At 51.7% G+C, this 14,822-nt stretch carries 12 protein-coding genes and 1 tRNA gene; 4 read left to right on the top strand and 9 right to left on the bottom strand.

Annotated elements, in window-relative coordinates:
- Positions 1-6: 6 nt before the first annotated feature.
- Positions 7-1,080 (bottom strand): winged helix DNA-binding domain-containing protein, encoded by a 1,074-nt coding sequence (locus tag D3A97_RS07475; protein WP_119077754.1) that lies wholly within the window; start codon positions 1,078-1,080, stop codon positions 7-9.
- Between the two features lie 40 nt (positions 1,081-1,120).
- Between D3A97_RS07475 and D3A97_RS07470 the strand changes: the two genes are divergently transcribed.
- Complete coding sequence (locus tag D3A97_RS07470; RefSeq protein ID WP_119077753.1) at positions 1,121-2,392, top strand: hypothetical protein; 1,272 nt, start codon at positions 1,121-1,123, stop codon at positions 2,390-2,392.
- A gap of 63 nt (positions 2,393-2,455) precedes the next feature.
- On the opposite strand, the gene D3A97_RS07465 is transcribed toward D3A97_RS07470, so the two are convergent.
- From D3A97_RS07465 to D3A97_RS07450, 4 genes are read right to left on the bottom strand one after another with little or no spacing between them, the layout of a single operon-like run.
- The gene (locus D3A97_RS07465; protein ID WP_119077752.1) at positions 2,456-3,859 is read right to left on the bottom strand and encodes a Gfo/Idh/MocA family protein; all 1,404 of its coding nucleotides are present in this window, start codon (positions 3,857-3,859) and stop codon (positions 2,456-2,458) included.
- A 24-nt stretch (positions 3,860-3,883) separates the two neighbouring features.
- Positions 3,884-4,639: an SDR family NAD(P)-dependent oxidoreductase gene (locus tag D3A97_RS07460; RefSeq protein ID WP_119077751.1), complete on the bottom strand. Its 756-nt coding sequence runs from the start codon at positions 4,637-4,639 to the stop codon at positions 3,884-3,886.
- 4 nt (positions 4,640-4,643) lie between these two features.
- On the bottom strand, positions 4,644-6,008 hold the full coding sequence (locus tag D3A97_RS07455; RefSeq protein WP_119077750.1) for a putative oxidoreductase C-terminal domain-containing protein: 1,365 nt from the start codon (positions 6,006-6,008) through the stop codon (positions 4,644-4,646).
- Positions 6,009-6,025: 17 nt separating this feature from the next.
- Positions 6,026-6,802, bottom strand: coding sequence for a ThuA domain-containing protein (locus D3A97_RS07450; RefSeq protein ID WP_119078475.1), 777 nt, complete (start codon positions 6,800-6,802; stop codon positions 6,026-6,028).
- Positions 6,803-7,082: 280 nt separating this feature from the next.
- Here D3A97_RS07450 and D3A97_RS07445 point away from each other — a divergent pair, with 280 nt between their 5' ends.
- Complete coding sequence (locus D3A97_RS07445) at positions 7,083-8,087, top strand: LacI family DNA-binding transcriptional regulator (RefSeq protein ID WP_119077749.1); 1,005 nt, start codon at positions 7,083-7,085, stop codon at positions 8,085-8,087.
- A gap of 22 nt (positions 8,088-8,109) precedes the next feature.
- Here D3A97_RS07445 and D3A97_RS07440 read toward each other — a convergent pair whose 3' ends face one another.
- The 3 genes from D3A97_RS07440 to recQ form a co-directional block, all read right to left on the bottom strand.
- Positions 8,110-9,117, bottom strand: a complete 1,008-nt coding sequence (locus D3A97_RS07440) for a hypothetical protein (RefSeq protein WP_119077748.1) — start codon at positions 9,115-9,117, stop codon at positions 8,110-8,112.
- Positions 9,118-9,460: 343 nt separating this feature from the next.
- A tRNA-Phe gene (locus D3A97_RS07435) sits at positions 9,461-9,533 on the bottom strand.
- Between the two features lie 103 nt (positions 9,534-9,636).
- Positions 9,637-11,817 (bottom strand): DNA helicase RecQ, encoded by a 2,181-nt coding sequence (gene recQ, locus D3A97_RS07430; RefSeq protein ID WP_232825877.1) that lies wholly within the window; start codon positions 11,815-11,817, stop codon positions 9,637-9,639.
- Between the two features lie 198 nt (positions 11,818-12,015).
- Here recQ and D3A97_RS07425 point away from each other — a divergent pair, with 198 nt between their 5' ends.
- Complete coding sequence (locus D3A97_RS07425) at positions 12,016-12,990, top strand: KpsF/GutQ family sugar-phosphate isomerase (protein WP_119077746.1); 975 nt, start codon at positions 12,016-12,018, stop codon at positions 12,988-12,990.
- 3 nt (positions 12,991-12,993) lie between these two features.
- Entirely contained in the window at positions 12,994-14,085 is a 1,092-nt protein-coding gene (locus tag D3A97_RS07420) for a mannose-1-phosphate guanylyltransferase (protein ID WP_119077745.1), read from the top strand.
- Positions 14,086-14,140: 55 nt separating this feature from the next.
- Here the strand turns inward: D3A97_RS07420 and D3A97_RS07415 are convergent, their stop codons facing one another.
- Complete coding sequence (locus D3A97_RS07415) at positions 14,141-14,815, bottom strand: carbonic anhydrase (RefSeq protein WP_119077744.1); 675 nt, start codon at positions 14,813-14,815, stop codon at positions 14,141-14,143.
- Positions 14,816-14,822: the final 7 nt, after the last annotated feature.

The following is a 14,822-nucleotide window of genomic DNA, read 5'->3' as shown; positions in this document are numbered from 1 at the left end:
TAAAAATTATATCCATTCCACCGGCATGCCCATAAATGCCCCAAACTCCGCAGAACGCTTTACCATTGCCTTTTTGCGCGGGTCGCTAAACGGAGAGAAAAAGCTGGCTTCCAGTTGCAGGGTGTTTTTTTTCATCGTCCTTTTCCACGTGCCTGCTATCCGGCCGTTGGCAACAATGGTAGGTTGCAATATGCCATTTGGGGGTATCAGTTTTTTGAGCGTAGCCTCATCAGACAGCAGGCCCCTGTCACTATACCCGATGTAATATTCATCAAACCCTGGTAACAGGAACAGTTGGTTGGCGGAAGGGGCTTGGGCACTGGCAGGTACCATCCAGTATTCCTGGCCGCCAAATGTAATTTTTTGCAGGCTTTGGCCGAGGGATTGTATGGCGGCTTTCACCGCAGTGAGCGTAAACCCGCTCCACCATGCAAAATCCTGCGCGGTGGCGGGGCCATGCCCGGTGAAATAACGCCATGCCAGGCGGGCCAGCCCATCTTGCCCGGTCTGTTTAGCTGCTGCAGGCGGCAACCATTCATCCAGCAGCGTGTAAATAAATTCTTTTCCACGCCGCGGTGCGCAGCAGATCACAAGGTCTACCCCCGCCCTGCTGATGAAGTGGTTCATACGGTGGCCGCTGGTGTCTATCTTTTTTTTCTCCAACGCTTCCTTCAGTTCATCCCGGGAGGCCTGCCTGCCGCCCTCCAGGGTTTTGCGGATAACAGCATGGCTTTTTGAAAACATGGGTTCGCTTAGCCCGATGCTGTTGTAAAAAGAGCCGGAAGCAGCAACCATGCGGGGCTTTATCAGTTCGCCGACCCACCTTACATCTTCCGCCGCCAAAAAATGAATGGTACCCCGCAGGCTGGAAAGGCGAATAATGGTTTTATCGGCAATGGCTTCTTCTACCGCTGCGTCTGTAAGGCCGGGCGCGCGTAAACCAATAGACCACTTGGCGCCGGCAAAGTCTTGCGCCTGTATGGCACACAATTGCGTCACCACTTCCGCGGGCGTTTTGGCGGGAGACGCAGTGATGTACTGGTGGCAAAGCCGGTATTGCAGGATCTCTCTGGCTGTCATAACTGAGCTATCGAAATTAAATCTTTATTTTACAGTATTGATGCGGAAACTGCTTATCACCCTCATTTTTCTGGCCGGTATGTTGCCGGCGGCTGTTGCCCAAACCGATAGATGGACCGGCACCTGGCAAATGTACAGCAAACCCTGGCCGCACATCCCCGCAATAGTGCTGGAGCTGCAAATAGGCGCGCCGGAGCAGGGATTGCTGTACCCCGCGCAGATGAGGCTGCAGTATGGCCGGTTTTCAGGCGTATATGAAGTGCTGCTGGCAAAAAAGGATGATATGGAACTGGGCATAGGCCGGGGAAAATATCCCATAGAGGAAACGCCGTTCAAACTGGGCATCTGGATGTGGTACCTCAATGGTACCCTGCGCTACAACAACGGCCAGCTAACGCTGAACAGGATGTGGATAGACCGCTTCGGCATTTTTATGCGCGGCCTGTATGATGATGGGGACCTTTGGGTGAATACCAAAGTTATGCTGCGCAATTTTCTCTACCGCGATTCTATCAGCTTCAAAAAAATCAACAACACGCCCTGGACGCATGCGCATACCCGGCGTATCGTAAAACCGGATGCGGACAAAGACAGTATTTACTACGGCATTTACGACTGCATTACAGCCCATAACGGTACCGTGCAATTGCAGGTAGAAGACCAGGAAAAATATGACCGTGACACGGTGACGCTGCTGCAGAACGGGCGGCCCATTTTCAGCAGGGCGGAAATCAATGACAGCAATCGCCGGCAAACCCTGCAACTGGATTCCGGCCGCAATGTGCTGGCGTTTTTTGCAGATAACTACGGCGGCCTGCCGCCCAATACCGGCAATCTTTACATGCAGATAGACGGGAAGGAATACAGTTTTGACTTTCGCCACCGCGCCAATGCCTACGCCACCTTCCTGATAGCAGATATGTTTTATCAACCCACCCCTGGCAACAACCGGCCACTCACAGAACGGGCGGAAGGAAGGAGCACAACCCCCGTGGCCACTATTCCTGTAGATACGGCAGATGTGACGCTGGAGCTGTGGGACGGGCAGATGGAAGACGGAGACAGTATTTCCCTGCGTCTCAACGGGGAGTGGATCGCCACCGGCTTTGCGGTAAAAAAAAGGCTGCAGACAATAGCGGTGAGACTGCGGCCGGGAGAAAATTCGTTGCTGTTCATGGCAGACAACCTGGGCAGCATACCGCCTAACACCGCGGAGTTGCGCATCCGCTACGGCGGCAAAACAAAAACGCTGGGTCTGCATACAGACATGAACAGGAACAACGAGATCAGGCTGATACTGGCGGAACCTTAAAAATAAAGGGCGTACCGGAATGATACGCCCTTGTTGAATCTCATTTCTTTATTACTACAGTGGTTATGCCAACACATAAGGCCAGCGTTGCGGCCGCGTGAGCAAGGCATTCGCCTCGTCATCGTTCTTAAACAATTCTTTCACCGGGTCCCAATAAAGTTTGCGTTTCAGTTTCATGCCGGCGTGGTTGAGCAGGCATACAGAACAGGCACGGTGCCCCACTTCAATAGGCGCAATGGGCGGCTTGCGGGAAATGATAGATTCCAGCCAGTTGCCATGATGATCTTTACTGTCTATCAGGTGTATCTCGTTTTCCCCGATTACGGAACTCAGAATTTTCGGATCGCTGGCATCCAGCGCTTTTGAATTTTTTGCCTTGGCGGTAGGATCGTTGGCGGTAGCAGAATAATTGCCCCTTGATACGAATATCCAGCCTTCCGAGCCCACAAATTTTACCCCGTTGGGATAGGCGTTGCTGGCCAGTACTTTCACGCCATTGGCATAAATGTTCTCTGACTTGAAGGGCCCATGTACGTCCCACAGGCTGCCTGCCGGCGGAAATTCCGCGCTGGCGGTTATTTCAATGGGGCCAGTGTATTCCGTGCCCATTCCCCAGTTTACAATGTCAAAGTGGTGAGCGCCCCAGCCGGTGATCATGCCTGCGCCAAACTGCTCGCAGCGCAGCCACCCCGGCCGCGAAAAATCGTTGGTGGGATGCACGCGCTTGAGCGTGTACGGTACGTACGGCGTTTCGCCCAGCCATTTTTCGTAATTCAGTCCCGGGGGTACCGGCATTTCTTTTTCCACCGTGCTCTGAGAGGGATCATCCACAGGCAGGCCCACGTAGATGGTGTGCAGCTTGCCAATGCGCCCGTTACGCACCAGCTCGCAGGCCCTTTTAAACTGTGGCTGGGAGCGCTGCTGGCTGCCTATCTGCAAAATGCGGCCGGTTTTATGTACTTCGTTGCTGAGAAAACGCCCTTCTGCAATAGTCAGCGAGGCGGGTTTCTGCATGTATACGTCTTTACCGGCCCTTACAGCGGTTACTGCGGGCAGCACATGCCAGTGATCTGGCGTGCTGATGATCACGGCATCAATATCTTTATTGCCCAGCAGCTCTTCGTAGTTTTCATACGTTTTTACGTCCTGCTTCTGGTTCTTTTTGGCGTAATAGTCCTGCACCAGTTTTTGTGCGGACTGCAGGCGGTTTTTGTCCAGGTCGCATACCGCCATAATACGGGCGTTATCATGCTTCCATACGCCCGGCATGTCATGCTCGCGTGAAATACGGCCATTGCCGATGGCGCCTACGTTGATGCGGTTGCTGGGGGCCATGGGGCCTTTCAGCACATGCGCCGGCACAATTGTAGGGATATTTACCAACGCCAGCGAACCTACGGCGCCTTTGATGGAGTTTTTCAGGAATTTCCTGCGGGAAGATTCCGTACCAGTGTTTTTCTTATTCATGTGGAATACGATTTTACGTGTTCATTAAAAACCAATGGCATTGCCACCGTCTACCGGCAGCACAACGCCTGTAATATATTTGGCAGCCTGCGAGCTGAGGAAAACGGCGGCCAGGCCCACGTCTTCCGGCTTGCCCAGGTGCTGCATGGGCGTGCGTGACAGTACCCTGTTCTTTCTTTCCGGGTCGTTGTTCAGCGCTTTGGCAGACATATCTGTTTCTATAAAACCAGGCGCTATGCAATTGATGCGGATGCCCATGGGTGACCATTCTACCGCCAGCGCCTTGGTGATGCCTTCCACGCCGGATTTTGCGGCCGTGTAAGCTACCACCTTGGGAATGCCGTATTGTGAGGCCATGGAGCTGATAAGCAGTATGCTGCCCTTACCCCGTGGAGACATTTTTGCCACCGCTTCGCGGCTGAGGGCAAATACGGCCTGCAGGTTTACCTGCAGAATGTTCTCAAACTCTGCGTCGCTTACTTCCAGCGCCGGCTTTTTCAGGTTGATGCCGGCGTTGTTCACCAGTATGTCTATAGGCCCAAATTCCTGTTCTATGTTCTCAATAAAAGCCCCCAGGCCAGACAGAACAGACAGGTCGCACACCTTGTAAGTGGCGTTCTCTCCCAGCTCTGCTACTGCGGCCTGCAGTACTGCTTCGCGGCGGCCCGCAATTACCACTTTTGCGCCGGCTTCAATGAAAGACCGTGCTATGGCCAGCCCTATGCCGGAGCCGCCACCCGTTACAAGGGCCAAACTTCCTTTTAAACTAAATGCGTTCATGTGTTTATTTTTCTTTGGCAACGGCCAGGCCTGCTGTAGTGATATAATATTTGGCCAGCATGTTCTTCACTTCCCACTCCGGCACTTTACCTTCTTTCAGGAACTGCAGGTAACGCTGCATTACTTCCGCAAAATGCGCCTCATGGCCGGTTTTCAGGTTGTCGGGGATCACCACCTTCCAGCGGTTGCCCTTGTTCTCCAGGCTGATACCGGGGTATTTGGCGGCCAGCTGTTGGATAACGGCCTGCAGGTTTTGAGCGTAGGCGGTGTCTTTTTGCAGCGGTTCAATGTACAGCTCCGGTTTCCAATTTTCTTCCTTGCCCTGGTTGATGACCAGGTTGGCCTTGGTACCGCGCATAATAGCGTAGTGGCTGTCTCCTCCACCGGCGGGCGCCTCGTAGTTCCACAATGCGGTGGCGCGGATGTGTACCCCTTTCAGGGAATAGTAGATGGTGCCGTTGGCAGGTACGTCCAGTATGGTATCCTGCTTTACAAAACCCTGGAGGAACGCAGGGAAGGTCTTTTCTCCGGTGATGGCGGAAAACTGGGAGAGGCTCAGGGGCGTGCGCCATTTTTCGCCTTTGGAGATCTGAACGTCTTGGTGGTAGTCAATTATGGCCGTATCAAAACAGATCCACTGGGCCAGGTCTACCAGGTGCGTATTGACGTCTACAATGGCATCTCCCTGTTGTGATGGATCAAAGAACCAGGACGGGCGCTGCAGGGTTTTGCCAGAAACGGATTTGTAAAAGTGGTGGATGCTTTCTATTTCCACCGCGGGTTTGTCTGCCGTGCCTTTCTCCAGCTCCCCGAACACGGAAGGCTGATGGAGCAGTTCTTTCTGCAGCACATTGGTGATCTCTGAGCGTTCGGTCATGATATCATATACCAGCACCTTTTTCCCCGCCGCAGCGGGGAAGATCTGTTCCAGTTTTTTGAACCCTTCTTCGGAAATCACCATGGGTTTGTCTGCCAGCACATTCATGCCGGCATCTACCGCGGCACTGATGTAGGCTGTTTTCTGCTGGTTGTTGCCAGCCAGCACTACCACCGCGCCTTTTGGCTCAGCGGTCATTTTTTGCAGGAAATCGGTACCCGTATATACTTCTTCTTTCCAGTGCGTGGGATTTTCCGGGCGGGTGTTGTATTGTTCTATGAGGCTGAGGTGTGCTTTCAGCTCCGGCCCTTCCGGGGCAAAAACTTTCACCACACTGTCCAGTTCCGGGTACATAGACTTTTGCACCAGGGCGGCATGAAAGTGACCCGGCGCCAGGGTAATGAGGCGTACCATATTATTGTCTTCTTTGGGCCCGCTGTTGTTGCAGGCCATCATCATTAGCCCTGCGGCCAGTACATAGCTATATTTCATCTGTCAGTTAATTTATTCTAGTAACGTACCGGGGTGTTTGGGCTGGTGGCATAAGCGCGGGAAAGGTCCCGGTGATGCGTCTGGCTCACTACCCAATGCAGGCCCTGGTAGAGGTGGTGCAGGTAGGTAGGCTCCTGGTAGTCTTTTTTGTCGTGGCCAAAGGTGGTGTACCATACGTGCCCCCCGTCAAAATGCTGGTACCATACGGCGGGATAGTTATTGCCGAAGGAACCTACATTTTTGACCAGCACGGAATCATGCGGCCTTACCTTCAGGCTGCTCACATCGTGGGCAATCAGGGTTTTGATACCGGGATACATTTCTTTGCTGAAATAGCATTCGTCTTCCCGCATCCACTCTTTGGGCACGCCCTGCATGGAGGGGTGGCCCGGGTCTATCACCACTACTTTGAACGGCTGAAAACGGGCATGCCAGGAGAAGGTACCGCCCAGCATCATTTTAAACCAGGTCCATTTCCGTTCGGTGCCAATGGCGGAGTGTACCCCCATAAAGCCGCCGCCGGACTGGATGTAGCGCATGAACGCTACTTTTTGCGCATCCGTGTCAAACACGTCGTTGTTGGTGCTGGTAAACACCAGGGCATCATATTTTTTCAGGTTATCATCCGTAAAAACTGCGGGATTGTCAGAAACGTCAACAGCAAACCCATGCTCCTGGCCCATCTTCTGAAAGGCGGCCGAGGCAAAAGGAATATTGTCATGCACATAGCCTTTCCCGTTTTTGGTGTACACGAGCACGCGGGTTTTTTTCCAGTTAACTTTCCCGGTATCCATTTTTCCCGTGGTACTGCAGGCCGAAAAACCGGCAACCCCCAGGAACAGCAAAAAAAACATAATTGATCTGGCAAAACAGGTGCTCATCATAAATTAAATTAGAATGAATGTGGAATTAAATAATGTCATCTGCAGATGTTTAAAAGTAATCAACAACGGCATGCAAAGCAACAGTACCGGCTTGGGGTGCGGAAAAGGCAGTTTGTTACAACGATACCGGAATCGTTTGCATTAAATATATTACATTTAATAGCGGGAAAAATTAACAAATCATCATCCGGTGACCAGGAAAAACGCCACAACCATCAAAGACATTGCGCAGCAGCTCAAGATGGCGCCCTCAACCGTATCTCGGGCGCTGCGGGGCAGCCATGACATTAACCCGGCCACGCGGCTGCTGGTGCAGCAGGTGGCGGCAGACCTGCACTACACCCCCAACCCCATCGCCCTTTCCCTGAAAGAAAAACGCAGCAAGATCATAGGCGTGGTGGTACCGGAAATAGCCAATAACTTCTGCGCCGCCACCATAGCCGGCATTGAGGATTACGCCTACCGCAAGGGTTACCATGTGATGATATTCCAGAGCCATGAGGAATATGAGCGGGAGGTGGCCAATGTACGGCTGCTTGCCTCCCGCCGGATAGACGGGCTGATCATTTCGCTGGCCAATAATACCCGGCGGTTTGACCACCTGGAAGAAATGGATACCCCCGTAGTGATGTTTGACAGGGTGTACGAGGGGCTGGGCGGCCCCCGGGTGGTGGTAAACGACCACGAAGGCGCCTTCAGGGGGGTGGAGCACCTGCTGGAGCGGGGCTGCCGCAAAATAGCCATTCTCTCTATGGCGCCATGGCTTTCCACCTCTCAAAAACGCCTGCAGGGCTACCGCGATGCGCTGGAGCAGTACAATATCCCGGTCCGGGAAGAATGGATTGTGCAAAGCTGCGAAACGGAAGCCCCTATTGAGCAGCTTTTTACCAGCGGCGCCGATCAGCCGGACGCGCTCTTTTTTTCCATGGAACGGCTGGCTATCATGAGCTTGCAGGTGTTGAAGAAACTGGGGCTCCGCATACCCGAAGAGGTAGCGTTGGCCGGTTTCTCGGATAACCCGGCCAGTGAGCTGTTCTCCCCTGCCCTTACCACTATCCGCCAGCCAACTTTCGAGATAGGCAGGCAGGCGGCGGAATTGCTGATTGCACAAATAGATGGTATTGCAACAGACAACCAGGTGGTGCAGCTTTCCACCATCCTTGACGTACAGGCCAGCAGTTTGAGAAATGGTTAGAGCGTTGCCCTTTCCATGCGGCTTACTGGTAATTTACCAGTTGTTTTACCTGCCGCACCCACCGCGCCTTCTGTGAAAAACTGTCCATATCACATACCAGCGCCTTGCGGCCAAGGGCGGCCAGCTCTTCAGGGCATTGCACGCCGCGGGCATTTTCCTTTAACTGTTTTAAGGCCATCCATCCCATGGCATGCAATGCATGAATGGTAATGCTGTATTTGTTTTTGGCGGGTTGCTGAAAGGGAAGCGCGGCAAGGGAGGTATTGAACAGGGCTACATCTTCAAGGAATTTTTGCATGATCTTGTCAAAATCCAAGTAACGATTGGGCACTGTGTAAATGCCGCTGCCAAGATCTCTGTACACATCAAAAGCATCGTTGGTGAGCTGCAGCAGCCCGGCCATGGGGTACAGCATGGCCCGCACATTTTCAGGCGGGTAATAGTTGAGCGTGGAATAACAGAGCAGAATGGAATAGTAGCTTTTTTTATAAGTGATCTCGTACAATTCTTCCTCGCCTACCTGGGCAGACATTTGTTTCAGTGAAGCTTTCTGCCAGTTGAAAACCTGGTGCAGGTGCGCTATGACGCGGTTGCGGCAGGGAGACAGGGTGAGGATGCGCAGGTACAATTGTTTCACGGCATGCTCGGTGAAGCTGGCGGGGCGGTGCTTTTCCGGCTCCAGCGTGAACGCTTCCAACTGGTGAAGCGGCAGGATCTTTTCATCGAACAGATCGTCATACAACAGCCCAAAAATACTGAGCAGCAAAATGCGTTCATGCTCTTCCTGGCTCAGTTGTTTATTCATCAACAGGTACAGGCTGTCACAAACAACATTCAGGCTTAACTCCCAGTATTTGGAAAACCGCCTGATGCTGGAAGGGGGAAAACTTTCGTTGCTTTCGTTGGCGTGTAAGGTCTGCAGCAGCGGCGGCAGCCGTTGTTTAATATAATGCCGTTGTTTCTTTAACCGGCGGTGCAGCAGGTATAGGTGCCTGGCGGTGTTGTAGGTATTAACAGTGCTTGGTGGCATATTGGTTGTAGGGATGAACGCCGAAAATTATGAAAAGCGACGGAAAAAAAAGAGAAAAATCCGGATCAGGTTGAGAAATTGGGGAAGGCGTAATAAAGCAGAACGGTATTATAGGACGTTGAGGATCATAACTATAATGATGGTTTAAATTTTACATAGAAAGGGGCGGCCATCTTCTTATCGGCTTCTTATCGCCTTGTTGTCGGCTTGGCACCCCGGGCTTATCGGCTTCTTGTCGCCTTGTTATCGGCTTGGCACCCCCGGTTTATCGCCTTTAAAATCGTCATACACATATACCAGTAAAGCGCATAAAAAAAGCCCCCGGAAACCGAAGGCTTTTTTGTGGTGTGGGCCGGGATCGAACCGGCGACACAAGGATTTTCAGTCCTTTGCTCTACCAACTGAGCTACCGCACCAGGTACCCCTTTTTCGTAAGGGGACTGCAAAAGTAAGACAATCTTTTAAAAAACAAAAAGTTTGAGCAAGAATTTCTTGCAGGGCCGGTTCTGGCGCGCGGCATCAATTCCCGTACTCTACCAGGAACTTGATCCGCATCAGCTTTAATTGCTCAATGGTATAGTTGCCTTCCGTGAGCTCGTCTTTGGCTATCTGCAGGCTGGAGGTTTCGCAGCCTTTGAAATATTCGATGATCTCGTCCTGGGCGTAATCGTCCAGTTCTTCGTCAATGCAATAATCCAGGTTGAGGCGGGTGCCGCTGGCTACAATGGTCTCCATTTCGTCCAGCAGCTCGGGAATGCTCAGTTCCTTGTTCTTGGCAATGGTTTCCAGCGGCATTTTTTTGTCTATGTTCTGGATGATGAACACTTTCAGCCCGCTTTTGTTTACCACGCTTTTCATCACAAAATCATCCGGTTTGATGATGTTGTTTTCCTCTACGTAGGCTGCAATAACATCCATAAACTTCTTGCCGTAGCGGATGGCCTTGCCTTTGCTCACACCCTGTATTTTTTCCAGCTCCTGCACGGTGGTGGGGTATTGTGTGGCCATATCCTCCAGGGAGGTTTCCAGGAAAATAACGAAAGGCGGCAGGTTCTTTTCTTTGGATACCTTTTTGCGAAGGTCTTTCAGCATCTCGAACAGCACGGGGTCCGCGGAGGGCTGCACTTCGCCGCCGGCGCCATCTTCCTCCTCTCCTCCACCTTCTTCGTCAAACTGGTGGTTGAGCGCAACGTAAATGGAGTAGGGTTTTTTGATGAATTTGCGGCCTTTTTCCGTGATCTTGAGCAAACCGTATTCTTCAATGTCCTTTTCCAACAGCCCTTCCAGCATCATTTGCCGGATGAGGGAGTTCCAGAAATGGGCGTCAAACTCTTTCCCCTCCCCGAATACATCCAGCTTGTCGTGCCGGAAAGTGGTGATCTGCGGGTTTACTTTACCTGTAATGATGCTCACCACGTACTCTGTGCCAAACCGTTCTTCCAGCCGCTGTATGGCTTTCAGTACGATCACCACGCGGTTCTTCACCTCTATTTTCTCCTTCGGGTTTCGGCAGTTATCGCATTTGCCGCAGTTTTCCTCCCCGTACTTTTCGCCAAAGTAGTGCAGTATTACTTTCCGGCGGCAAACGGCGCTTTCTGCGTAAGCTACGGTTTCGTTAATGAGCTGTGCCCCCATTTCACGCTCGGAAAGCGGTTTGTCCCGCATCAGGTGCTCCAGCTTCTGTACATCCTGGTAGGAATAAAAGCATACGCAAATGCCCTCCAGCCCATCTCGCCCGGCGCGGCCGGTTTCCTGGTAGTAGTTTTCCAGGCTTTTGGGAATGTTGTAATGTATAACGAACCGCACGTCAGGCTTGTCTATGCCCATGCCAAAAGCAATGGTGGCCACTATGACCTCCACCTCTTCCAGCAGGAACATGTCTTGCCGTTGCGCGCGGGTGCCGGGGTCGAGGCCGGCGTGGTAAGCCACCGCCTTGATGCCGTTGGCTACCAGCATATCTGCCAGCTCTTCCGTGGTTTTACGGTTCAGCGTATAAATGATGCCGCTTTTGCCTTTGTGCAGGTGAATGAATTTGACAATTTCCCGGATGGTCTGTTCCTTTTTGCGCTTGGGCCTGATCTCGTAGTACAGGTTGGGGCGGTTGAAGGAAGACATGAAGATCTCCGGGCTGCGCAGCTCAAGGTTCTTCACAATATCGCTCTGTACCTTGGGTGTGGCGGTGGCCGTAAGGGCTATAACAGGCAGCTTGCTGCTGATCATGTCTATCATTTCCTTGAGGCGGCGGTATTCCGGCCGGAAATCGTGCCCCCATTCAGAGATGCAGTGGGCCTCGTCTACGGCAATAAAGGAGATGTTCAGCTCCTTGAAAAAGTCTATATTTTCCTGTTTGGTGAGTGTTTCCGGCGCTACGTACAGCATTTTGGTCTTGCCAGACAGCAGGTCTGTGCGCACCTTTTTGATTTGCGCCTTGGTGAGCGTGGAGTTAAGGAAATGCGCCACATTGTCTTTGCTGCTGTAAGAGCGTACCAGGTCTACCTGGTTTTTCATCAGGGCAATCAGCGGGCTTACAATGAGCGCCACGCCAGGGCTCATCAGTGCGGGCAGCTGGTAACATAAAGATTTACCACCCCCGGTAGGCATGATCACGAATGTATCTTTTCCGGAAAGTATGCTTTTAATGATCTTCTCCTGGTTCCCTTTAAAGGAATCAAAGCCAAAGTGTTCGTGTAATGCATCCAACAAACTTACCTTTGCAACAGCCATCACATAATTAATTTAACGAATGTAATTCTAGAGCGTAAAACAGAATCGATAGATGAAAAATTTTCAACATGTTTTTTTGGGGGACACGAAATTACTTAAAAAACTAGTTTGTGTCAATATAAATTATATGGCGGCCCTGCTTATTTAAAAAATGATAAATTTGTGGTTACTGCAATGAAAGAGAAGACTACCGTAAACATCCGGGAAACGGCGAAGCGCACAGTAAGGCTGGAATCTGCGGCTATTGGGAGTTTGGAGCAATTTATCAATGACGATTTTGAACAAACCGTGGAATTGATTGCCCACTGCCGCGGCAGGGTGGTGCTCACCGGCATTGGCAAAAGCGCCATTGTAGCCCAGAAAATTGTGGCCACCCTTAATTCTACCGGTACGCCGGCGCTGTTTATGCATGCTGCAGACGCCATTCACGGAGACCTGGGGATGATCACGGCAGAGGATGTGGTGATATGCATCTCCAAAAGCGGGGAATCTCCGGAGGTAAAGGTGCTGGTGCCACTGGTAAACAACCTGGGCAACAAGCTGGTGGCCATTGTAGGCAAGCCAGACTCTTACCTTGCGCAGTCGGCACATTTTGTGCTGAACACCTTTGTGACCCAGGAGGCCTGCCCCAATAACCTGGCCCCAACTTCCAGCACTACGGCCCAGATGGTCATGGGCGATGCCCTGGCGGTTTGCCTGATGGAACTCAGAGGCTTCACCGCGGAGGATTTTGCCAAATTCCACCCGGGAGGAACGCTGGGCAAAAAGCTGTACCTGAAGGTGGCAGACCTGAGCCGCCTGCACCAGGTGCCGAAAGTATTGAAGAGCAGCCCGTTGCGGGAGGTGATCGTGGAAATTTCCTCCAAAATGCTGGGCGTTACCGGTGTGGTGAATGAAAGCGGCGGCCTGGAAGGAATTATTACCGACGGCGACCTCAGGAGAATGCTGGAAAAAAATATGGACGCTTCAGGCGTAAAAGCGGCAGACATTATGAGCCGCAACCCTAAAACCATCCAGCACGATGAACTGGCGGTGAATGCGCTGGACCTTATGCGGGAATACGACATTACGCAGCTACTGGTGATGAAAGATGATCAGTATCATGGAATTATACATTTACACGATTTAATCCGAGAAGGAATTATTTGAGCGATGACACCGTTGAACAATCATTTTTATGTGGCCATCATGGCCGGAGGTATCGGTAGCCGTTTCTGGCCCTACAGCCGCACGGACTATCCGAAACAGTTCCTGGACATTCTGAATACAGGAAAGACCCTGTTGCAGTGGACTTACGAACGATTTACACAGTTTATCCCGGAGAAGAACATCTACGTGGTAACTCACCACCAGTATGCCGGAACAGTGGCCAAACAATTGCCTAACCTCCCGCAGGAAAATATTGTGAGCGAGCCGTCCCGTAAAAATACGGCCCCCTGTGTGGCATATATTTCCCACAAGATCCACAAAAAAGATCCCAAGGCCAGCATGATATGCGCCCCGGCAGACCACCTTATCATGGATGCCACCGCGTTTACCAGCACCTGCCTGAACGCGCTGCTGTTTGCACAGAAAAACAATGCGCTGCTTACCCTGGGCATCAAGCCTACCCGGCCTGATACTGGCTATGGTTACATCCAGTTCGAGACCCAGCAGGTGGCAGACAATGTGTACCAGGTAAAGACCTTTACGGAAAAGCCCAACCTAGAGCTGGCAAAAACGTTCCTCAAAAGCGGGGACTTTCTCTGGAACGCGGGCATTTTTGTGTGGAACACGCAGAGCATCCTGAAAGCGTTCAACACTTACCTGCCTGAAATGGACGAGCTGTTTGTGCTGGAAAAAGCGGCGCTGAACACCCCGCAGGAAAAAGATGTGATAGAAAAGATCTACTCCCAGTGTACCAACATCTCCATAGACTACGGTATTATGGAAAAGGCGGATAACGTGTATGTAATACCGGCCAACTTCGGGTGGAGCGACCTGGGCACCTGGGCCAGTGCTTACGAGAACCTGGAGAAAGACTACCTTGGCAATGCCGTGCAGGGTAAGAACGTGATGGTGATAGATGCTACCAAATGCATGGTGAAAGCACCGAATGACAAGCTGGTGCTGCTGCAGGGGTTAGATGACATGATCGTGGTAGACACCACGGACGTGCTGCTGATCTGTAAAAAAGAGAACGAGCAGCAGATCAAGGAATATGTTGCAGAAGTGAAGCGGCACAAAGGAGACAAATACATGTAAACATAAAAAAAACCGGAAGTGACTGCTCTTCCGGTTTTTGATTTATACAGGCATCTTACGCTGATTTTGCCTCTGCTTCCGCAAGCGGCTGTCCGGTCCGCCTGGTATGCTCAAGGAACGTAACGGTGCCCGTTTCTACATCATACACGGCACCAATAATGCCTACCTCTCCCTTCTCAATCATTTCAGCAAGTATTATGCTTTGTTCTATAATGGCTTGTACAGATCGTTCGGTGTGTATATAGGTAACCGCTTTCAGAAACTCCTGGTTGGAGGAGGTGCGGTTTTCTTTGATGCTTTTTTCCTGGAAGATAGCGGGCCTTATTTTGCCCAGCAAACCGGTGAGGTTGCCCATCTCCACATGGTCACAAGCGCCCTTGATGGCGCCGCAATGCGTATGGTTGAGTACCACAATCGCCTTTGAGCCGGCTATCTTGCAGGCATATTCAAGGCTGCCCAGCACGTTGTCTGAAATAACGGCCCCGGCCAGGCGGATGCTGAAAATGTCTCCCAACCCCTGGTCAAAAATAAGTTCCGCGGAGGTGCGGGAGTCCATGCAGCTCACAATGGCCGCAAAAGGCCACTGGCCGGTCCTGGTCTCGTTCACCTGCTGCAGCAGATTGCGGTCTGCCCGGAGGTTGCCTACAAATCGTTCGTTGCCTTCGCGCAGCAGCTCCAGGGCGCTTTCGGGAGTAAGGTTTGATTGGGTATATTTGTTATGTGCTTTCATGTTTCTT

The sequence above is a fragment of the Chitinophaga alhagiae genome (assembly GCF_003568665.1).
GTDB lineage: Bacteria > Bacteroidota > Bacteroidia > Chitinophagales > Chitinophagaceae > Chitinophaga > Chitinophaga alhagiae.
This window is presented reverse-complemented; position numbering and strand designations above follow the sequence as displayed.